We start from the raw sequence: 22651 nt of genomic DNA on the forward strand, positions 1-22651 counted from the left end.
CTTTAATTTTCATTGAGTATTACCTACAAAAAGCTTTCTAGCAGTTTATTGACACATTGGATTGAATGAGATGAATGACACCTTATTCAAATTTAGGAAACCAGTTTCCTAGAAAATCCTTCTCCACGAAAGAAAATATAACAATTGATTATTTGTTTGTTACAAACATCATTTGTTGCTTACAAACATAATATACTCCTATTTTCTGAAAAAGTCAACAATTAATGTTTGTTTTTGTGGTTTTTTATTTAAAAGATTTCGATATCAAAACCAATTTGATCCACTTGACCAGGTTCTAGGAGACGAACATTTTTCTTATCTTCGAGATGATCTCCTTCTTCAAGGGATGTTGACAAGCCAGACCATGGTTCAAAAGCAATGAAAGGACCCTTATTCAAAGTTGACCATATAATGAGGTTTGGAAACTCTGTAAAGTGCACTTTCAATCCCTTATCATGTTTACGAGAACGAAGGGCAATTGTTCTAGATTGCAATTCATCTAAGGTGACTGCATCTGTGCTGAAAAGATTATAGCTGAGGTCTAATTCTTTTTGACCCTCTAGCCATGGACTTCTATCTTGAAAATCCAGCATACCCGTTTCTGGGAAAGGACGTGGAACAGAGCAAGTCTCTTCTTTCTCAAACTCTAAGTAGTAATCTTCATAGACCTCGTCATCCAGTAAGGGACAATTAAAGCCTGGATGGCCACCAATAAAGTAAGGCATGACCTTACTAGTTTCTTTGTTGAAAATCTTGTATTGAGTCCGTACTGTCTTGCCAGTAAGGATATAAGTGATTTCTAAGCGGAAATGATAAGGGTAGTTCTGATAGCTATTCTCATCGTCTTCAATTGCAAAAGTTACACTATTATCTGTCTGTTCAACTAATTCAAATTCTTTCTTGCGAACCAAACCATGACGAGGAATGTTTCCTTTGCTTTCTTGCCCCTTCTCATCTATATAGACGGCTGTATCCTCTCTCAATGAACCACAAATGGGGAAGAGAACAGGAGCTTGTCCACTCCAATAAGTAGCATCCCCTTGCCACAAATACTCAAGTCCCTCAGCATCTTTTATAGAAGAAAGAGCCCCACCAAAACTGTTAAATTGAACTCTTAATTGTTCTGATTTTAATTCAATTACCATTATTTTCTCCGATTTCTTGATAGTTTATAAAAAAACTAGGCTGTCACTCCTATCAGGAAAATGACAACCTAGCTTTAACAATTTACATTTTATAGGAGCGCATTATTTTGCTTTTGCTGCATACTCTTCGTTACGTTTGATCATTTGTTTTCTGTACCAAGCAAAGATACCGATATAGAATACAAGGAAGACTACAGCACCAAGGATTGCTTTGACATCACCAGTTGTAGTGTTACCAATTGTCCAACCAAGAAGTTTTTCGATTGGTCCTTCAAGAGTTGAGTGAGTAATCAATTGAGTTTCACTCACACCTGCTGGGAAGGCACCTACACCTTTAGCAAGTTCTGTTGCAAATGGTGCAATAAGTGTACCTGAAAGAAGGAAGAGTGGCAACAAGAGAGTTCCGAAGATAATCATACGGAGCAATTTACCACGAGTTACAACCAAGAGAGCTGGAGTAACACCCATTGCGATGATACCTGCAAGTGGCAAGATACCATTTCCGACTTTTGAAAGAAGCACAGCTTCAATCAACATGATTGGTGCAAGTACGTTGGCACAAGCCCAGATTTCAGCACGACCAGCGATGAATGGCCAGTCAAGACCGATGTTGAATTTACGTCCTTGAAGACGTTTAGTAGCAACGTTTGTAATACCTTGTGAAAGAGGTTCCACAGCGGCGATGAACCATGAACCGATAAGTGAGAAGAGTTCCAAAGATACACCGGCAGTCAAACCAAGAGACAACCATCCTCTGATAACAAGACGCCATTTATCTGCATCTGCAACCCCTGCAATTGGATGTGGAGTTCCCATAATACCGATAACGATACCAAGAATGAAACCGATAAAGAATTTAGAACCCCAGAAACCGATTTTCTTGTTCAATTTAGCAGCATCAAAGTCATATTTATCAAGGCCTGGGAAGAATTTTTCAAAAATCTTATCCAAAACCATGATAACTGGGTTCATCATGTAGTTCATGTGAGTTGATGTCATTGGTGATGAACTTGGTGCGTTAAGAAGGTCATCAAATGTAGGTTTCATCAAGTCAGAGTTGATAATTTTCAACACACCAACAAGTACGATAGCTGCTGTAGCAATCAAGAGTGAAACCCCTTGGCTCACACCGTTGTTGTCAGCATACCATTTAATCAAAAGACCTGTGATAGACAAGTGCCAGATATCGAAGATATCAACGTCAAGTGTATCTGTTTTCTTCATGGCTAGCATCACTATGTTGACAATCAACATGATGAGCAAGAAGTATAGTGTCCAAGCAGATCCCCAAGTGATTGTTGCAAGTGGTGCCCAACCAACGTCAGTGATACTCAATTGGATACCAGTGTTTTCAACAAATTTTGCTAGCGACGCTGAGAAAGCAGTGTTTAGCATACCGATGATAGCACCGATACCAGTAAGGGCGATGGCAAGTTTGATACCACCTTCAAGCGCTTTGGAGAATTTCACTCCAAAAAGTAAAGCCAATACTGTCAAAATGATTAACATGATGACAGGTCCACCCATATCTAAGATGGGCGTGAAAAATTCTTTGATTAGGCCAAAGATTGCATCCATAACAGTTCCTCCCTTGTTTATGTTATATGAATGTTAACAAATTGATAATTAGCTTAATCCGTGTTCTTTGATAGCTGCTTCAATATTATCATATACTGGAGCACTCATAGCTGGGATACGGAACAAGATTGGTCCAGCTTCGATAACTGGAATACCTGGTTCAAAACCAAGATCTGTCGCAGCAATTGGTGTAAAGATGTCATAACCTTTGATAAGATCTTCGTTAACGTCTTTGACCATAACAGCATCACAGTGAACATCAAAACCACGGTTTGAAAGTTCTTCTTCAAGAGCACTTTTAATTTGGTGGCTTGAGTTAACACCTGCACCGCAGGCGGCAAGAATTTTAATCATATGGATTTCCTCCGATTTAATATTTTTAATAGACAAGATTAAGCGATTGCTTCAGCTATATAAGCATAGAGGGCTTCTGGTTCAGAAATTTTTGATAGGTCTTCAAGATGACCATTTCCAGTAAAGAAGTCCATCAACTGAGCAAGAATGTTTGTTTGACTTGAACTTGAGTTATTAATGATAAAGAAGAGCAAGGATACTTCTACTTCCTTATCTGGTGCAATCATGTTGTGGAAGGTCACCGGTTTATCCAATCGAACAACCACAACTTTTTCAGCTAGATTATGAACAATATCTGTATGAGGAATAGCCACATTCGGCAAATCCTTACCCAAAAATTCCATATCTAAGCCAGTTGGAAATGACTTTTCACGCGTGATCAAGGCTTCACGATAAGTCGGAGTTACGATTTCTCGTTCTTCCAATAAAGTTGCAACCTGATCAAAGAGATGTTCTTGATTATCCGCTTCTAAGCAAAACACAAGGTTTTTGTCAAAGAAATGATCTAATCCCATAAGGTTTTCCCTTCTTTCCATTAACTTTATGCTATAAGTATAACACTATATGAAACCGTTGTCAATGACTTTCTGTTGTTTTTTGTCTCTTTTTTTATATTTTTGTTGTTTTTATAGTTTGTTACATAAAAACAAACATATAAGCAAACATTTCAAACATTTTTTCTGTTCTAGAAACTAAAAAAGCAGACCATTTAAGCCTGCTTTACGATTGATTCTTATATAAATTTCCTATGAAGAAGGAAAGGTATTTCTGATAATTTATTCTTCATCCATGCTCAAGACACTGAGGAAGGCTTCTTGTGGAACTTCTACTGATCCGATAGCTTTCATGCGCTTCTTACCTGCTTTTTGTTTTTCAAGGAGTTTGCGTTTACGAGAAACGTCACCACCATAACATTTAGCAAGTACATTCTTACGAAGGGCCTTGATATCAGTACGAGCGACAATCTTGTGTCCAATTGCTGCTTGAATTGGTACCTCGAATTGTTGACGAGGGATAATTTTCTTGAGCTTATCAACGATGAGTTTCCCGCGTTCATAAGCAAAATCCTTGTGAACGATAAAGCTGAGGGCATCCACCTTGTCTCCATTGAGAAGGATATCCATTTTCACTAGCTTAGATGGGCGATACTCTGACAATTCATAGTCAAAGCTTGCATAACCACGTGTTGAAGACTTGAGTTTATCAAAGAAGTCGAAGACGATTTCAGCCAGTGGAATTTGATAGATAACATTGACACGATTATCATCAATATAGTCCATAGTCACAAAGTCCCCTCGCTTGCGCTGAGCTAGCTCCATCACTGCTCCTACGAACTCCTGTGGTACCATGATTTGCGCCTTAACATAAGGCTCTTCAATGGTCGCAATCTTGGTAGGATCTGGGAACTCAGATGGGTTAGACACATCCATAGACTCACCGTCGGTCAAATTAACTTTGTAAATAACAGACGGAGCTGTCATGATGAGGTCGATGTTGAACTCACGTTCCAAACGTTCTTGGATAACATCCATATGGAGAAGTCCAAGAAAACCACAACGGAAACCAAATCCAAGGGCCTGAGATGTTTCTGGTTCAAACTGCAAACTGGCATCATTCAGTTGCAATTTTTCAAGGGCTTCACGAAGGTCATTATACTTGTTTGATTCGATTGGGTAGAGACCCGCAAAGACCATAGGATTCATCTGCTTGTAGCCATGTAAGGGCTCTGTCGCAGGATTGGTTGCCAAGGTAACGGTATCCCCCACACGAGTATCCTGAACCGTCTTAATAGAAGCCGCGATATAACCAACATCACCAGTCGCAAGGAAATCACGACCAACTGCTTTGGGTGTGAAGATACCAACTTCCGTAACATCAAAGGTCTTGCCATTACTCATGAGTTGAATCTTATCGCCAGGTTTAACCACCCCATCCATGACACGCACTTGGAGGATAACCCCACGGTAGGCATCGTAAACCGAGTCGAAAATCAAGGCCTTAAGAGGCGCCGTCACATCACCTGTTGGAGCTGGCACTTTTTCTACGATTTGCTCGAGAATTTCTTCGATACCAATACCAGCTTTAGCTGATGCTAAGACTGCTTCGCTGGCATCTAGACCAATGACATCTTCAATCTCTGTACGCACGCGCTCAGGATCTGCAGCTGGTAGGTCAATTTTGTTAATGACTGGCATGATTTCCAAATCATTGTCCAAGGCCAGATAAACGTTGGCAAGGGTTTGAGCCTCAATACCTTGAGCGGCATCGACCACCAAAATAGCACCCTCACAGGCAGCGAGCGAACGTGAAACTTCATAGGTAAAGTCTACGTGCCCTGGCGTGTCAATCAAGTGGAAAATATAAGTTTCCCCATCTTTTGCAGTATAATTCAGCTCGATGGCATTCAACTTAATGGTAATCCCACGTTCTCGCTCTAGATCCATGCTATCCAAAAGTTGAGCTTGCATTTCACGACTGGAAACTGTCTCTGTTTTTTCCAAAATACGGTCTGCTAGAGTCGACTTTCCGTGGTCAATATGGGCGATAATAGAGAAGTTACGGATCTTCTCCTGTCGTTTTTTCAATTCTTCTAAGTTCATGATTCTCTTCCTTTCAGGGTATCTATTTATTATAAATTGTTTTTGACTTTTTGACAAGACCATACCCTGCTAGGAGTACTAATCTTCAGCGACAAAGCCGTCATTTTCGATAAAGTGGTGTTCTGTCATTCCTTGGTCAGTAAAGACAATCCCGTGAAGGACACCACCGTAGACAGCTCCTCCGTCCATCCCAACCTTGCCATCTTCTGTAGTCCAAAGCTCAGCAGTACCACGCTCTTGCTGTAACAAACCATAAACCGGTGTATGGCCGAAGACAATGATTTTTCCAGTATGATTTTCTGCTTCGTGGAATGGTTTTCTAAGCCAGACTTTTTTATAATCTGTGGTTTCACGCCAGTCATCCAAGGTCAAATCAATACCTGCATGAACAAAGATATACTTGTCTGTCTCTACCACAAAAGGCATTTGACGAATGAATTCGACCAAATCTGCCGCTTCAGTAGCAACACGCTTGGCATCCTCAACCCCGTCAACTGGTGCATCCAAGGGACGACCTAGGATAGAGTTAATGGTTGTATCTCCACCATTGCGACGATAGTGGTCATAGCTTTCTTCTGGGTCATCGAGCCAAGTTAAAAACATATACTCATGATTTCCTGATAAACAGATCGCCCCTTGATTATCAACCAAGTCCTTAACCATTTCAAGAACACGGCGACTATCTTCACCGCGGTCAATCAAATCCCCTAGAAAGAGCAACTGGGTCTGACCATCCCAGGTTTTGAGAAGGTCTTCCAGCATCCCTGCTTTTCCGTGAACATCTCCAATTACATAATAGTCAGTCATCTTATTTCTCCCTGTTTCTCAACAATTCTCTGGCTTGTGTCAGGGCTGCTTCCGTCACATCATCACCAGCCAACATCTTGGCAACTTCCTCCACTCGCTCTTCAACCGTCAAGAGACGAACAGTCGAAACCGTTGAATGCTCATTGCTAATCTTCTCAATAAAGAATTGATAATCCGCAATCGCAATCACTTGTGGCAAATGGGAAATAGCTAGAACCTGCCCATGCTGACCAATCTTGTGAATCTTCTGCGCAATAGCTTGGGCAACACGTCCTGAAACTCCCGTATCCACCTCATCAAAGACAATGCTAGTCTTACCTTCTTTACGTGAAAAGGCAGACTTAATGGCTAGCATGAGACGAGATAATTCCCCACCAGACGCAACCTTGACCAAGGGTTTAAAGTCTTCACCAGGGTTGGTTGAAATATAAAACTCAACCATTTCATTTCCCTCACGACTGAATTTTCCCTTGCTAAAACGAACCTGAAACTGGGCTTTTTCCATATAAAGGTCTTGCAGTTCTTGTTTAATCTCAGCTTCAAGCTGCTGAGCCAAGTCATGACGTGCAGATGCAAGCTGGCCAGCCAAATCAACAAGATTGACTTCCAATTTCTTGAGCTCTGCTTCCATGTCTTCAGAAGAAAGGCTGTTGCCTGTCAAGAGATTGTATTCTTCCGTAATCTTTGCAAAATAAAGCAAAACATCATCCACAGTCCCACCGTACTTGCGGGTAATAGTATGAAGGAGGTCCAAACGATTCTCAACCTGCATGAGACGATTGCCGTCAAAATCAAGGTCCTCTATAATAGCTTCCAAACGTTTGCTAATATCTTCTAAGACATAGTAGGTCTCAGACAGAGAGCTTGAAATTTCACGGTATTCAGGGTCATACTCTTCGACACTTTCCATATCATTCATGGCTGAACGAACATTGGCCAGACTTGAAAAATCTTCATTGTCCAACATGCTGTAGGCATTGGTCAGTGTATCCGCAATATTTTTATGATTGAGCAGTTTCTCTCGCTCTTGGTTGAGAGCCAGGTCTTCTCTAGCCTGCAAGTTTGCTGCCTCAATCTCTGCCATTTGAAATTCCAACATTTCGATACGAGCCTTATGTTCCTGTTGGTTTTTCTTGACTTCCAGAACCTGCTTACGCATTTTTCGATAAGCATCAAAACTCGTTTGATAGGTTTCTTTCAAGTCCCAAAAAGCTGCGTTACCGAATTCATCCAACATCTGGATATGCAGTTGGGGACGCATTAACTCTTCTTGGTCATGCTGACCATGAATATCTACTAGATGTTGTCCAATAGCACGCAAAACAGACAGATTAACCATCTGGCCATTGACACGACTGATACTCCGACCATTTAGCAAGATTTCCCGACGGATGATAATTTCATCCCCCATTTCCAAACCTTGCTCATCAAAAATTTCCTGTAAAAGGCGACTATTCTCAACTGAGAAAAGCCCCTCAATCTCTGCCTTTGGCGCACCATGACGAATAACATCTGTCGTAGCACGAGCTCCCAACATCATATTCATGGCATCAATGATAATCGACTTCCCTGCACCCGTTTCACCAGTCAGGACAGTCATTCCCTTTTCAAAATTGAGAGAAATAGCCTCAATAATGGCAAAGTTTTTTATCGAAATTTCAAGTAACATATAGACCTACCAATTTTTTACTTGTTCAAAGATTTCCTCAGCTAGACTTTCACTTCTGGCAATGACTAAAATCGAGCTATCATCAGCTAAACAGCTAAAAATCTTATCCGCAAAAGTCTCGGTTAACTGAGCTTTTACAAAAGCTGTATTTCCTGGGATAACTTGGAGATTGATCATCTTGTCCATCAATTCTGCCGATTCGATATTGTCTTCAGCCAGTTGCAAACTTTTTACGATTGATTTTGGCAATTCATAGACATAGGTGTTGTCTCTCAAAGGAATTTTGACAATCCCCAGTTCTTTGATATCTCGTGATACCGTTGCCTGAGTGGCACTGATACCTGCCTCTTTCAAGTGTTCTACAATTTCTTCTTGTGTACCGATTTGATAATCTGTCACAAATCGTCTAATTTTTTCAAGTCTCTCTTTTTTATTCATTTTTAAATTGACTATGCGCCCTCTCTACTACTTCTTCAATTTCAGCAAGAACCTGATTGCCTGCTGACTCTTCTTTTTTCAAATACGCTAAAAATTCAATATTTCCATGTCCACCTTGGATGGGAGAAAAGTCCAAACCAAGGACTGAAAAGCCTTCCTCTACTGCCATAGCTGTGACAGATTCAAGGACATTCTGATGGACTTTGGCATCGCGAATAATTCCATTTTTCCCAATCTGCTCACGTCCTGCTTCAAACTGGGGCTTAACCAAAGCCACAACCTGACCCTGATTAGCCAACACACGGTGCAAGGCCGGCAAAATAAGACTTAGGGAAATGAAACTCACATCAATACTGGCAAAGCTCGGTTCCTGCTCGAAATCAGTCTTTTCAGCATAGCGGAAATTGAACTGCTCCATGCTGACAACTCGTGGGTCTTGGCGTAATTTCCAAGCCAACTGATTGGTACCGACATCAACTGCAAAGACAAGTTCAGCACCATTCTGCAGCATGACGTCTGTAAAGCCCCCGGTAGAAGCACCGATATCAATTGTGGTCGCCCCATCAACTGACAAATCAAAGACTTGCAAGGCCTTTTCCAGTTTCAAGCCACCACGACTAACATACTTGAGTTTTTCACCCTTGAGTTTTAGCTCGGTGTCATCTGGAATTTTCTCTCCTGGTTTGTCAAACCGTTCTCCATTCAGAACTGCTACGACTAGACCAGCCATCACACCGCGCTTGGCCTGTTCTCTCGTTTCAAACAAGCCCTGTTTATAAGCTAGTACATCCACTCTTTCCTTAGCCATTGATTCTCAAACTTTCTACTACTTTTACAATCGATTCTGTTTCAAAGGGAATCTGCTGGGCAATTTCTTCTAATTTGGCATTAGCTTGATCCAAGGTTTGGTTACAAAAGGCAATGGCCTTTTCCAAGCCCAACAAGGCTGGATAGGTTGATTTTTCAGCCTGCAGGTCCTTTTGAGGTGTCTTGCCAATTTCCTCAAAACTAGCTGTCACATCCAGTACATCATCTCTGACTTGAAAAGCAAGTCCAAGCAATTCACCTACAGTTTTCAGTTTTGCCTGCACCTCAGGTGCCAATTCGGCTATAATAGCAGCTGCTTGGAAGGGATAAGCTAGTAGTTTTCCAGTCTTATTAGCATGAATGGTCTGAAGTTCTTCCAAAGACAAATGCTGGTGTTCACCCTCCATGTCCAAAACCTGGCCTGCTACCATGCCCAGACTTCCTGACGCAAGCGATAAGTTAGCAATCAAGTCCACCTTGATCTGACTTGGCAAATCTGCCTGCGCTATCAAGGCGTAAGGATCTAGGAATAAAGCATCTCCAGCCAAAATCGCCATAGCTTCACCAAATTTCTTGTGATTGGTCAATCGTCCCCGACGGTAATCATCATCATCCATAGCTGGAAGATCATCGTGAATCAAGCTCCCTGTATGAATCATTTCCAAGGCCGCAGCCACCTGCGCATGTGCTGGTTTAATAGCGACCTGCAAGGCTTCCAGAACTTCTAACAAGAGAAAAGGTCGAATACGCTTGCCACCAGCATGAATGGAATAGAGAACAGACTCTCGCAAACTAGAGGCAAACTGCTGGTCTCCATAAAAGTCTTCCAAAGCCGACTCGACAAGAGCTAATTTTTCTTGCTTCTTCATTCAAAATCACTTTCTGTTCCGTCTTCTTGCATGACCTTGACTAGGGTCTTTTCAGCCTTATCCAGCGTCGCTTGGAGCTCTTTTGACAGGATCATGCCCTTTTGAAAGGCAGCAATCGCATCTTCCAGAGCAATTTCACCATTTTCCAAACTTTGGACAATGCTTTCCAGTTCTGCTAGATTTTCCTCAAATTTCTTTTGTTTTGACATCTTTAACCTCTAATTCTACTCGACCATCCCGCATCAAAAGCGTCACTTGGTCTTTTTTCTTCAAACTCTCAACCGAATCTACAACGGACTCTTCTTTTTTGACAATTGCATAACCACGCGCCACGATTCGACTGGTATCCAACATCAACAAGGCTTCTGAAAGTCGCTTGACTTCAGCAACCTTGGCATCATAAACTGACGCCATTTGGCTACGGAGGAGCTTATCCAACTGGCTTAAGCGGTCTTGATAGCGTTGGATTTTGGTAATAGGTGATAATTGTATTAGTTGATGGGTCCTTGCTTGTACTAGCTGTTTGTTATCAGAAATCCGTGTTCGCAAACTTTGTTTTAATCGCAGTTGCAGTTGATCCAAGCGTTGCAAATAGCCATCATACAAGCGCTCTGGCTGTCTAAAGATAACAGACTGACTGCATTTTTTCAAAGCTTCTTGTTTCTTAGATAGGACATTTCGGACTGCTGTTGCCATCCGTTTTTCTTGATTTTGCAAATGAGCTAATACATCCAACTTGGTCACAGGTGTTGCCAGTTCAGCCGCTGCTGTCGGCGTCGCAGCCCGCCTATCTGCCACAAAATCCGCCAAGGTCACATCCGTCTCATGCCCTACACTAGAAATGATTGGTAAACGAGATTCAAAAATAGCTCGTACCACAATTTCTTCGTTAAAGGCCCAGAGATCCTCGATGGAACCACCCCCACGACCAATAATGAGCAAATCCAAATCGTCCCGTTGATTAGCACGCGCAATATTTCGAGCAATTTCTTCTGCCGCTCCATCACCTTGCACCTTAGTTGGATAAAGCAGGATATCGACACCTGGAAATCGCCTGCTGACGGTCGTGATAATATCTCGAATAACGGCTCCACTGCGACTGGTTACTACCCCAATTCTCTTAGAAAATTGGGGCAGAGGTTGCTTGAAGCGTTCTTGAAACAGGCCTTCTTCTGTCAATTTTTTCTTGAGTTGTTCAAACTGAATCGCAAGCGCCCCAACCCCATCAGGCTCAGCCTTTTCAATGATGATGGAGTAGCTACCGCTCGGTTCATAGACCTGTACACGCCCAATCACATTGATCTTCATCCCTTCTTCCAGGTCGAAACCTAATTTCTGATAAATTCCAGACCAGATGGTCGCTTGAATGACTGCGTGATCATCTTTTAGGGAGAAATATTGGTGAGTAGGTCGTTTACGAAAGTTGGAAACTTGACCAGTTAAATAGACCCGTTCCAAGTAAGGGTCTTTATCGAATTTCATTTTCAGATACTTAGTCAAAGTTGTTACCGATAAATACTTTTCCATCTCCACCTACTATTCATTTTCTTGCTCTTTCATGGGTATTATTATACCAAAAATATGCCTAAAAATCTCCATTTATGTACCATTATGAGTGAAAAATAGAAAAAGGAGGCAAGGCCTCCACATCTGATTATTTGCTGTTTCGAGCTTCTTCCAAAATCTTTGCAATCTTGGTCGTCAACAGGTCGATAGCAACTGTATTGCTGACTCCCTCAGGAATGACGATATCAGCATAACGCTTAGTTGGCTCGATAAACTGGTGGTACATTGGTTTAACCACACCTAAGTACTGGTCAATAACGCTATCAAGGCTACGGCCACGCTCCTCCATATCACGCTTGATACGACGAATAATGCGCACATCATCATCCGTATCCACAAAAATCTTGATATCCATCAAATCGCGCAGGCGCTTGTCCTCCAAGACCAAAATCCCCTCAACGATAAAGACATCTTGAGGCTCCTGACGATAGGTCTTGCTACTCCGTGTATGCTCTGTATAGTCATAAGTCGGGATGTCCACCGGACGCCCTGCCAACAATTCCTTAATCTGCTCAATCATCAAGTCTGTATCAAAGGCAAAAGGATGGTCGTAGTTGGTTTTGACACGCTCTTCAAAGGTCAAATGAGACTGATCCTTGTAGTATGAATCATGCTCAATCATGGAAATCTTTTCATCAGGAAAATGCGATAAAATGGCTCTTGAAACACTGGTCTTACCTCCACCAGAACCACCTGTCACTCCGATAATGATTGGTCTATTTTGCATGCTATCCTCCGTTTTTTTATCCGTCGTCTATTCTATCACATTTTTTGCAAAATTTATAGTCTGATTTGGATAGTCTAGGGGAAACAACACTCCCTACACCCCAGTTAGACTATCTAAAAACCTTCCTTGGCTTGTAGAGATTGTCCCGTTTTTCTAGAATGGCTAGCAATTTATCGCCTTCAAAGGCAGCTAATTCTTGGTCTGTCTGGTCTAGCTCGATAAAACGACCAAAGCGTACTTCTGTAGCCTGTTCTGGGGATAGAAAAACTTTGACAAGGTCGCCTATCCCAATCTCTAGAGGATGGAGAAAGTCCAGCTGGCCAGCCCCCACTTTTGCAGCAATTTCTTCCAAGGTAAGAGCATCCTCAAGGTGCAAACCTGCAGCACTTGTTCGTGTCAAATGAGACATATGAGCCGCATAGCCCAATTTTTCTCCCAAGTCAACCGATAATGTACGGATATAAGTTCCCTTGCTACATTTCACACGAAAAGTAAAGCGTGCAAGATGACCCTCATAAGAAATCGGACTTGTTCGCTCAAAGCTATAAATGGTCACCTGACGTTCTGGACGCTCCACTTCCTGACCAGCACGCGCATACTCATAGAGCTTACGACCATTGACCTTGACAGCCGAATACATAGGCGGAATCTGAGTAATAGGCCCAGTCAAACTAGCGATTGCTTCATCGACAAGCTTTTCATCCAAGGGCGACAGAACGGGTGTCTCTGCAACCACTTCCCCACTAGCATCCTCAGTCGTCGTGGAATAGCCCAGAGTGATTTCCCCCTCATAGACCTTGCCCTCATCCTGCATAAACTCGACCATGCGTGTCGCCTTGCCAACCGCAATGGGCAAAACACCCACCACATCCGGATCCAAGGTCCCACCATGACCAATCTTCTTAGTTCCCAAAATCTTACGCAGTTTAAAAACCGCATCATGCGAGGTCATGCCCGCTTCTTTTTTTAAGTTGATAATACCGTTCATATCTTACTTTCTGATTTCCTGATACCTTCTAATTTTTTTCCCTACGACTTTTTAGCTTTTGTTTCTTAAAATCATAAAAGTTAATTTTTGCTTCCTGCATTAGTTTCTTAAACAATTTTGTTTTACTGCACATTATAATACTGTGAAGTTCCCCATCAATCTCTATAATTAATTGTCCATTTTTTATTTTTCTTTTCTCTTTTTGTAATTTTAACTCTACAGATTTAAAGAAACTTTCTAATAAAGCTTGATTTTCGATATAAAATTGATAATAAATCTTTAGTAAATTAAGGTGAAAATCCATAAGAGTTGTTGTAAAAGCAATATTTGCTATATCTCCATACATATGCCTAATTTCATCACGAATTTTTGTGAAAGCTTCCTTTGATGACTTACTGAAATTAAACTTTTCACCTTCTTTTAGTATATAATCTAAATTAAAGCTATACCTATTTTGATTGAAATATAGAGGAATGTGCCCATGCAATGCGAAATTTCTTAAAGTCATAATTAATATATACGAAAGCTCTGAATCATATATTTTGTTTATCATTTTTTCTAACTTTTGTGAATACTTTTTATCAAAGTTAATTAACAAATCAACTAAAGTCTTAGATGAACTCATTAAATTTATAAGTAAAGAATTAATAATAATGAATTCATCACCATTCAAACCATTTTGTTTCCTTATGTTATCGTTAGTACCCAACTCAAAGTGATAAAATATTTGACAAAAATTAAAGATATAGACATGATAAAATTGATTGATTGTATGTAACTCATCTGATGTACTTAGAAAATTAACAATTAACTTTTCATTTTCTTTTGATAGATGAACTATGTCATTCAAATTGAGATCAGGCATAGGTATTAAACTTTTATTATTCATTATATAATTCCCCATTCATATTGTTGAACTAGTGCCACCATACATTACAAATGAAACTACTCCCCCTTCAGTGCTTCAAATTTCGCTTTCATAGTTGGATTTTTCCGGGTCAATTTTTTAACGGAAACATCTTCCAATTTGTTGTTTGCAAGGCGAAGTTGGTTTTCGGATGTAGTTAGGAACTTCTTAACCTCTTCCATGCGTTTGATAGCCTTGTCAATTTCATCGATAGCTTTGCCAAAGTTAGTCGAAGCTGAATTATAGTTCTTGGCAAAGGCTAGTTTAAAGGCGTCCAAGTCTTCCTCAAAATGCGTAATGTCAATATTTTGTTCGCGAACCAAGGCCAACTCCTGCTTATATTTTAGAGAATTAAGCGCCGCATTGCGTAATAAACCAATCAATTGAATAAAGAACTGAGGACGAACCACATACATCTTTTCATACTCGTGGCTGACGTCAACAATCCCTGTGTTAAAGTAGTCGTTATCAGCCTCAAGCATGGTCACTAAAACGGCATATTCACAGCTCTTCTCCCGACGGTCCTTGTCCAATTCCTTATAAAAATCCGCATTCTTGTGCTTCTTCTCTGTTCCGTCCGCTTCATTTTTCATCTCAAACATAATGGAGATAATCTCTACCCCATTTTCATCACACTCCCGGAAGATAAAGTCACCCTTAGACCCACGCGCTGAAACCTTGTTATCCTTCTCAAAGTAGGCATTTGGAAAGGCAAAACTGCGGACCTTGTTAAACTCACTCTCTGCATACTGTTCCAAACTTTCCCCGATGGCTTTTGTGGATTGTTGAGCTTTGAAATTCTTATAAAATTCGACTTGTTCACTAGCTGCCTTGAGCTGGGCTTCGTAGTTTTGCTTAACTGAAGCAAGAGAGAGTTCGTTTTCTTTTTCTTGCAAGAGAAGCTGGTTTTTAACCTGATCCCGTTCTTTTTCTAAGTCAGAAAGAGTCTTTTGCAGTTGATTTTCATGCTTCAAACGCAAGGTAGCCAATTGGTTTTCCAAGGCCTGTACTTCCTTATCCTTAGCCAATAAGGCCTGATTACTTGTCTGTTCAACCTCTTTTTTGGCCAATTCTTTTTCTGTATCAAAGTTTTGGATTTGACTCTGCAATTGCGCGATTTCTTGGTCTTTTTGAGCTAGTTTAGACTGTTGTTCATTCATGGCCTTTTGCTCAGCCAAGGCCAGTTCCTGCTTCATCCGATCGTGCAATTCCTTATCAAACTCTGCTGTTCTCACTTGGGACAAAAGTTCGGCATACTGACTTTCATTTACTGTAAAGACTTCCCCACAGTTAGGACATTTGATTTCGTTCATATCGTTCCTCTTTCTAGACTTCTTTAACCATTATATCATGCCTAAGGGAAAATCAAAAACAGTGAGTCGAAACCCACTGTTTATCTTCTTTTACTTTAAATTTTTTCCAAGGCCAAGCGCAAGTCCTCAATCAAATCATCTACATTTTCAAGTCCGATTGACAAGCGGATTTGGTTTGGTGTGACGCCAGCTGCTTCCAGGTCTTTTTCTGACAATTGACCATGAGTTGTTGTAGCTGGATGGACGACAAGCGATTTGGCATCTGCCACGTTTGCTAGGTCAGAGAAGATTTCTAAATGATCAATTACCTTGCGTGCTTCTGCCTCTCCCCCTTTGATATGGAAGGTAAAGATTGAACCCACACCTTTAGGAAGATATTTCTCAGCCAAGGCATGGTAAGGACTATCAGCAAGTTTTGGATAGTTGACTTTTTCTACCTTAGGATGGTTGACAAGGAAATCAACAATTTTCTCAGCATTTTGCACATGACGTTCGACACGAAGTGAAAGGGTTTCAAGTCCTTGGAGTAACAAGAAGGCATTAAATGGCGACAAGGCCGCCCCTGTATCACGGAGCAATTGAACACGGACAGCTATAATAAATGCTGCTACACCCACATCACGAGTATAGCTCAAATTATGGTAGCTTGGGTCTTCCTCAACAAATTGAGGAAATTTCCCTGAAGCAGCCCAGTCAAAACGACCACTATCGACAATCACTCCTCCAATAGTCGTACCATGCCCACCAATAAACTTAGTCGCAGAATGAATAGCAATATCAACACCGTGAGAAAAAACGTTAATCAAATATGGTGTGGCAAAGGTATTATCAGAAACAAGAGGAATCTGGTGTTTATGAGTAATCTCAGCCAATTTTTCCAAGTCAGGAATGTTTATCAAGGGATTCCCCAAGGTTTCAATCAAGACAAGCTTGGTATTGTCTTTGATAGCTGCTTCCACTTCCTCCAAATTATCAACATCGACAAAGGTTGTTGTGATACCATAACGAGGAAGGGTTTCTTTCAAAAGATTGAATGTTCCACCGTAAATAGTTGAGGCTGCTACAACATGGTCACCAGCGTGGGCAAGCGCCAAAATCGTATAAGTCACTGCAGCCATACCTGATGCGGTTGCAAGAGCTCCAACACCACCTTCAAGGGCAGCAATTCTTTCTTCAAAGGCAGCTGTTGTAGGATTGGTGATACGAGTATAAATGTTCCCTGGTTTCCTCAAGGCAAACAGATCGGCACCTTCCTGCGTGTCATCAAAAACAAAGGATGTTGTTTGATAAATCGGCACTGCACGAGACTTAGTTGCTGGATCCACAACTTGACCAGCATGCAATTGTAAGGTTTCAAATTTAAAATCACGAGTCATAAGGCTACCTCCATATAGTTTCATTAAGGATATTGTAGCACTATCTACCTATCTTGACTAATACCTCTTTTCTATATTTTGATATAAGAAGCGGCTATTACTTCTTACAAAATCGAAAAAAGCACGAATCAATCGTGCTCATTTTCTTAATCTACATAAGTATCTTCATTTTTATTGAGGAAGGCATATGGAAGACCCATCAAAAGACCTCCTCCGATAAAGTTTCCAATGAAGGTTACACCCCAGTGGCGAAGCATATTCCCAACACCGAAGTTAGCAATTGAATCAGCAGCAACACTGAATTTTACAATCGCGAAAGAAGCAAAGTTCGCCGCAATGTGCTCGTTTGTTAAGAATACAAACATGTAAATTGCTGACAACACAAGCCAAAGTTTGGCACCACCATCTTTGACCAAAACAAATGAAAGAATCGCAATATTTACGAAAATATTTGCCAAAATCGCCTCAAGCAAGATTAATTCATTTGAGCGGCCTAACTTCATCTCAACAACCCCTGAAATGAAACTATCGTGAGTCAGATGTGCATAAGCTGCTGAGTGGGCAAAGCCCCAACCTGCTATCAAGGCTCCGATAAGGTTAAACAAGGTACAGTAAAGTAAAATCTCAGCTGTTTTTCTCCAAGAGATTTTTTTCAAGAAACTACCAGCAGTCAAGAACATCATGTTTGATGTTACCAACTCGGCATTTAAGAAAACAATGTAGGCCAATCCCCAAGCAAAGACAAAGGGGAAGAGGAAACGTCCACTACCTGGTGCAATTTTATTAATCAAGTCAGCCCCAACTGCACCAGCAGCAGTACTGAAGGTTAAAAATGCACCTGCGAACATAGAACGAATCGCATACTTAAATTTGCTTTGACTATAAAGACTTTCCTTCTTCTTGCAAGCAAATTCAATCTTTGAGATAAATTCTGAAGAAACCATAATAAACTCCTAAAAATTTTTTACCTGATAATTATATCACAAACTTTAAAATTAAGGAAGCGTTTTCTGTATTTCATAAAAGTTTATTTTTATGAAAATCTTAAAAAAATCAGTGAAATCCAAGATTTCACTGATTTGTATTAATAAAATTGTTTATATGGTTGATTGAAAGCTGTTAGGATTTCATCAGATGTTTGTGAATATTCTTTTGTTTCTTTCAAATCGCCTTTTACAATAATACGTTCTGTAGCAGCAAGATCTTCACAGGTTACTAAGGTAATCTCATTGACCCCATCTCTATCATCAACTTCATCAACACGATCCGGTGTAACACGTTTGACTTCACGTATTTCATAAGTATAAACTTTATTTTTATCGGTTAGATAAATCTTCATGCCATTTTTAGCGTTATCTAAAGGAGAAAATAACATTTTATTAGCATTATTGACACCAAAAATATGATGACTAGCTAGACTATAATTTCCTTTCCCCATCACTTGATCGCGTTTCATGGTACCAGCACCATAGAAGAGATTGACATTATCAAGCCCTTTAAAAATTGGCAGATTCATTTCTAATTCAGGAACTGCAATTCCGCCAATAACTGGTAATTTTTGAGCATCCCATTGAGAAGCTAGAACAGCTTCCGAGGAGATAGCTTTGACAGAATCAAAATCAAAATTTCCTTCTGTATCCTGATTTTCTTCTATTTTTTCTTTTGATACCTGACTAACTTGGTACTTATTGGTATTCCAAACTATGAAAATATCACGAATTTTAGCATTAAAAATCAAAGCAATTGATAGTAGTATCAGAAATCCTGCCAGGATATTTGTCAGCAGATTTTTTCGTTTGTTTTTCTTTTTATTATTTTTTTGAGACATTATGCTTCACCTTCTGTTTCGTTTTCTGTCCCAACTTCTTCTTTTTCTGCCGCTGCAACCGTTGTAAAGGTCACAATTTTAGCATCTTGATCCAGACGCATTACTTTAACTCCCATAGTTGAGCGTCCTGTTTGTGAAATATTGGCAACATTGGTTCGAATCATGACACCTGTATCAGTGATAATCATCAAGTCTTCATCACCTTTCACAGTCAAGAGACCTGATAGAGGACCATTTTTCTCAGCCACATTAGCCGTCTTCATTCCTTTACCACCACGACCTTTTGTTGGATATTCAGTCGCAACTGTACGCTTACCATATCCTTTTTCTGTGATGATAAGAACCTCGTCTTGATCTGTAATCACACTAGCTCCAACAACTGTATCTCCATCACGAAGGTTAACACCTTTCACACCAGTGGCGATACGACTCATGCCACGAACAGCTGATTGATTAAAGCGAACTGCATAACCAAACTTGGTACCAATGATAATATCCGTATCTTCTTCTGTCAATAAGACATTAATTAGCTCATCTTCATCTTTGAGGTTCAATGCCTTAAGTCCATTTTGACGAATGTTGGCAAATTCCTTAACGCTGGTTCTCTTCACAATACCATGACGTGTTGTGAAGAAGAGGTAAGCATCATCGCTGCGTTCAGACTCAACATTGATAATCGTCTGAATACTTTCGCCTTCATCCAATTTCAAGAGATTAACTACTGGTAGTCCTTTGGCCGTCCGACCATACTCAGGAATTTCATAACCTTTCAAACGATAGACACGTCCTTTATTTGTGAAGAAGAGCAGGTGATCATGGGTGCTAGTTGACACTAACTCACGAACAAAATCGTCATCCTTAACGCCTGTCCCTTGAACACCACGTCCACCACGTTTTTGAGCGGTAAACTCAGCTTGGTCCAGACGTTTGATGTAACCTTTGTTTGACAGTGTAATCAAGACATCCGATTCTTCAATCAAATCCTCATCTTCAAGACTCAAGACTTCACCGACCATCAATTCAGTACGACGTTGGTCACCAAACTTACGCTTGACTTCATCTAATTCATCTTTGATGATTTGAGAAACACGTTCTGGTTTAGCAAGAATATCTGCTAAATCCGCAATCAGAGCCAAGAGGTCATCATACTCAGACTGAATCTTATCGCGTTCCAAACCTGTCAAACGACGGAGACGCATATCAAGGATGGCCTGACTTTGACGTTCAGAAAGCTTAAACTTGCTCATCAACTCAGCTTGTGCTTCAGCATCCGTTTCACTAGCACGGATGATACGAATCACTTCGTCGATATGGTCTAGCGCAATCAAGAGACCTTCTAAGATATGAGCACGCGCTTCCGCTTTTTCCTTATCAAAACGAGTACGACGAACAACCACTTCTTTTTGGTGCTCAATATAAGCATCCAAAATCTGACGAAGAGATAAAATCTTCGGCACCCCATTTTGAATCGCCAACATATTAAAACCAAAGTTGGTTTGCATCTGGGTCATCTTGAAGAGGTTATTGAGGATAACATTGGCTGAAGCATCGCGCTTGACCTCGATCACGAAACGAACCCCTTCGCGGTTTGACTCATCACGAACCGCTGTGATGCCCTCAATCCGTTTTTCCTGAACCAAACGAACAATATGCTCATGCACCTTGGTTTTATTGACCATGTAAGGAAATTCCGTCACAACGATGCGCTCACGGCCAGTCTTAGTTTCTTCAATTTCAGTACGAGAACGAAGGACAATAGAACCTTTACCTGTTTCATAAGCCTTATGAATGCCTGATTTCCCCATGACAAGGGCACCTGTTGGAAAATCTGGACCAGGCAAGACTTCCATCAAGTCCTTGGTAGTCACTTCAGGATTGTCCATGACGAGCTTGACTGCATCAATGGTCTCACCTAGATTGTGAGGAGGAATGTTGGTAGCCATCCCAACAGCAATACCAGTTGCTCCATTGACCAAAAGGTTTGGAAAACGAGCTGGCAAGACCAAGGGTTCGCGTTCATTGGCATCATAGTTATCGACGAAATCAACCGTATTCTTATTGATATCTCGAAGCATTTCTAGAGCAATCTTGCTCATACGTGCTTCAGTATAACGCTGGGCGGCAGCACCATCTCCATCCATGGAACCAAAGTTTCCATGCCCATCTACAAGCATGTAACGGTAACTCCACCATTGAGCCATGCGGACCATTGCTTCATAAATAGAGGAATCCCCGTGTGGGTGGTATTTACCCATGACGTCCCCTGTAATACGAGCAGATTTTTTATGGGGTTTGTCTGGAGTAACACCCAATTCATTCATTCCATAGAGAATCCGACGGTGAACAGGTTTCAAGCCATCTCGAACATCAGGAAGAGCCCGCGCTACAATAACACTCATGGCGTAATCGATAAAGCTCGTCTTCATCTCCTTTGTCAGATTGACATTCACTAAATTTCTATCCTGCATTAATAAATGCCTCATTTCACTATTAGTAATTAATAATATTATACCATAATGTCCGCCATATTTCAGGTATCCAAATTAGCTAAAACGTTTACATCAAGAACTCCAAGGCATATTCGTGACAAAGCTTTTTAAAAGTGATAGAATTAAACTAACTGGGGAAATCCCTGAATAAAATTAAGGAGATGTTTAGAACAATGACTTCAACTAAACAACACAAAAAAGTTATCCTTGTCGGAGATGGTGCTGTAGGTTCATCTTACGCTTTTGCACTTGTTAACCAAGGAATTGCACAAGAGCTTGGAATTATCGAAATTCCACAATTGCATGAAAAAGCTGTTGGTGACGCGCTTGACCTTAGTCATGCCCTTGCCTTCACTTCACCTAAAAAAATCTATGCAGCTCAATATTCTGACTGTGCAGACGCTGACCTTGTTGTAATCACTGCAGGTGCTCCTCAAAAACCAGGTGAAACTCGTCTTGACCTTGTAGGTAAAAACCTTGCTATCAACAAATCAATCGTAACTCAAGTCGTTGAATCAGGTTTCAAAGGTATCTTCCTTGTTGCTGCTAACCCAGTTGACGTTTTGACTTACTCAACTTGGAAATTCTCTGGTTTCCCTAAAGAACGCGTTATCGGTTCAGGTACTTCACTTGACTCAGCTCGTTTCCGTCAAGCACTTGCTGAAAAATTGGATGTTGATGCTCGTTCAGTTCACGCCTACATCATGGGTGAACACGGTGACTCTGAGTTCGCTGTTTGGTCACACGCAAACATCGCTGGTGTAAACCTTGAAGAATTCCTTAAAGACACTCAAAATGTTCAAGAAGCTGAATTGATTGAATTGTTCGAAGGTGTTCGTGATGCAGCCTACACAATCATCAACAAAAAAGGTGCAACATACTACGGTATCGCAGTAGCACTTGCTCGTATCACTAAAGCAATCCTTGACGATGAAAACGCAGTACTTCCACTTTCAGTATTCCAAGAAGGTCAATACGGAGTTGAGAACGTCTTTATCGGTCAACCAGCTGTTGTTGGAGCACATGGTATCGTTCGTCCAGTAAATATCCCATTGAACGACGCAGAAACTCAAAAAATGCAAGCATCTGCTAAAGAATTGCAAGCTATCATTGACGAAGCATGGAAAAACCCAGAATTCCAAGAAGCTTCTAAAAACTAATTTAGATAGAAATAACTCCTTGAGTACTCA

General features: G+C 40.8%; 21 protein-coding genes. 1 reads left to right on the plus strand and 20 read right to left on the minus strand.

What is annotated here, in order from left to right:
• Positions 1–248: 248 nt before the first annotated feature.
• The 20 genes from HMPREF1048_RS12795 to gyrA all read right to left on the minus strand — a co-directional run bounded on the left by HMPREF1048_RS12795 (position 249) and on the right by gyrA (position 21440).
• A complete protein-coding gene (locus HMPREF1048_RS12795; RefSeq protein WP_000234204.1) occupies positions 249–1145 on the minus strand; it encodes an aldose 1-epimerase family protein in 897 nt (298 codons plus the stop codon).
• A 102-nt stretch (positions 1146–1247) separates the two neighbouring features.
• Entirely contained in the window at positions 1248–2723 is a 1476-nt protein-coding gene (locus tag HMPREF1048_RS08865; protein ID WP_000338739.1) for a PTS galactitol transporter subunit IIC, read from the minus strand.
• Between the two features lie 48 nt (positions 2724–2771).
• Positions 2772–3077 (minus strand): PTS sugar transporter subunit IIB, encoded by a 306-nt coding sequence (locus HMPREF1048_RS08870; protein WP_000590548.1) that lies wholly within the window; start codon positions 3075–3077, stop codon positions 2772–2774.
• Between the two features lie 38 nt (positions 3078–3115).
• Positions 3116–3592: a PTS sugar transporter subunit IIA gene (locus tag HMPREF1048_RS08875; protein WP_000521972.1), complete on the minus strand. Its 477-nt coding sequence runs from the start codon at positions 3590–3592 to the stop codon at positions 3116–3118.
• Positions 3593–3853: 261 nt separating this feature from the next.
• Positions 3854–5677, minus strand: a complete 1824-nt coding sequence (gene lepA, locus HMPREF1048_RS08880) for a translation elongation factor 4 (RefSeq protein ID WP_001047210.1) — start codon at positions 5675–5677, stop codon at positions 3854–3856.
• Positions 5678–5755: 78 nt separating this feature from the next.
• Positions 5756–6484 (minus strand): metallophosphoesterase family protein, encoded by a 729-nt coding sequence (locus tag HMPREF1048_RS08885; RefSeq protein WP_000133351.1) that lies wholly within the window; start codon positions 6482–6484, stop codon positions 5756–5758.
• Between the two features lies 1 nt (position 6485).
• Positions 6486–8153, minus strand: a complete 1668-nt coding sequence (gene recN / locus HMPREF1048_RS08890; protein ID WP_000923598.1) for a DNA repair protein RecN — start codon at positions 8151–8153, stop codon at positions 6486–6488.
• A 6-nt stretch (positions 8154–8159) separates the two neighbouring features.
• Positions 8160–8591: an arginine repressor gene (locus HMPREF1048_RS08895; protein WP_001034395.1), complete on the minus strand. Its 432-nt coding sequence runs from the start codon at positions 8589–8591 to the stop codon at positions 8160–8162.
• Positions 8584–9399, minus strand: a complete 816-nt coding sequence (locus HMPREF1048_RS08900; RefSeq protein WP_001041063.1) for a TlyA family RNA methyltransferase — start codon at positions 9397–9399, stop codon at positions 8584–8586. Before HMPREF1048_RS08900 ends, HMPREF1048_RS08895 begins: the two co-directional genes overlap by 8 nt.
• Positions 9392–10267, minus strand: a complete 876-nt coding sequence (locus HMPREF1048_RS08905) for a polyprenyl synthetase family protein (protein WP_000743801.1) — start codon at positions 10265–10267, stop codon at positions 9392–9394. Before HMPREF1048_RS08905 ends, HMPREF1048_RS08900 begins: the two co-directional genes overlap by 8 nt.
• Positions 10264–10476: an exodeoxyribonuclease VII small subunit gene (locus HMPREF1048_RS08910; protein ID WP_000043223.1), complete on the minus strand. Its 213-nt coding sequence runs from the start codon at positions 10474–10476 to the stop codon at positions 10264–10266. Before HMPREF1048_RS08910 ends, HMPREF1048_RS08905 begins: the two co-directional genes overlap by 4 nt.
• Positions 10454–11794, minus strand: coding sequence for an exodeoxyribonuclease VII large subunit (xseA, locus tag HMPREF1048_RS08915; RefSeq protein ID WP_000417480.1), 1341 nt, complete (start codon positions 11792–11794; stop codon positions 10454–10456). The genes HMPREF1048_RS08910 and xseA overlap by 23 nt, the downstream gene beginning before the upstream one ends.
• Positions 11795–11921: 127 nt before the next feature.
• Complete coding sequence (gene udk / locus HMPREF1048_RS08920) at positions 11922–12560, minus strand: uridine kinase (protein WP_001181376.1); 639 nt, start codon at positions 12558–12560, stop codon at positions 11922–11924.
• A gap of 109 nt (positions 12561–12669) precedes the next feature.
• Positions 12670–13548, minus strand: coding sequence for a tRNA pseudouridine(55) synthase TruB (gene truB / locus HMPREF1048_RS08925; protein WP_001013273.1), 879 nt, complete (start codon positions 13546–13548; stop codon positions 12670–12672).
• A 28-nt stretch (positions 13549–13576) separates the two neighbouring features.
• Positions 13577–14437: a hypothetical protein gene (locus HMPREF1048_RS08930; protein ID WP_001060856.1), complete on the minus strand. Its 861-nt coding sequence runs from the start codon at positions 14435–14437 to the stop codon at positions 13577–13579.
• A gap of 56 nt (positions 14438–14493) precedes the next feature.
• Positions 14494–15768, minus strand: a complete 1275-nt coding sequence (locus HMPREF1048_RS08935; RefSeq protein WP_001002604.1) for a DUF2130 domain-containing protein — start codon at positions 15766–15768, stop codon at positions 14494–14496.
• A gap of 95 nt (positions 15769–15863) precedes the next feature.
• A complete protein-coding gene (locus tag HMPREF1048_RS08940; protein ID WP_000196311.1) occupies positions 15864–17144 on the minus strand; it encodes an O-acetylhomoserine aminocarboxypropyltransferase/cysteine synthase family protein in 1281 nt (426 codons plus the stop codon).
• 146 nt (positions 17145–17290) lie between these two features.
• On the minus strand, positions 17291–18088 hold the full coding sequence (locus HMPREF1048_RS08945; RefSeq protein ID WP_000254773.1) for a formate/nitrite transporter family protein: 798 nt from the start codon (positions 18086–18088) through the stop codon (positions 17291–17293).
• 140 nt (positions 18089–18228) lie between these two features.
• Positions 18229–18972, minus strand: a complete 744-nt coding sequence (gene srtA, locus HMPREF1048_RS08950) for a sortase SrtA (RefSeq protein WP_000078840.1) — start codon at positions 18970–18972, stop codon at positions 18229–18231.
• Positions 18972–21440, minus strand: coding sequence for a DNA gyrase subunit A (gene gyrA / locus HMPREF1048_RS08955; RefSeq protein ID WP_001154036.1), 2469 nt, complete (start codon positions 21438–21440; stop codon positions 18972–18974). Before gyrA ends, srtA begins: the two co-directional genes overlap by 1 nt.
• A gap of 194 nt (positions 21441–21634) precedes the next feature.
• Between gyrA and HMPREF1048_RS08960 the strand changes: the two genes are divergently transcribed.
• On the plus strand, positions 21635–22621 hold the full coding sequence (locus HMPREF1048_RS08960; RefSeq protein WP_000204727.1) for an L-lactate dehydrogenase: 987 nt from the start codon (positions 21635–21637) through the stop codon (positions 22619–22621).
• Positions 22622–22651: the final 30 nt, after the last annotated feature.

This window comes from Streptococcus mitis SK575 (assembly GCF_000257865.1).
GTDB classification, from domain to species: Bacteria; Bacillota; Bacilli; order Lactobacillales; family Streptococcaceae; genus Streptococcus; species Streptococcus mitis_CQ.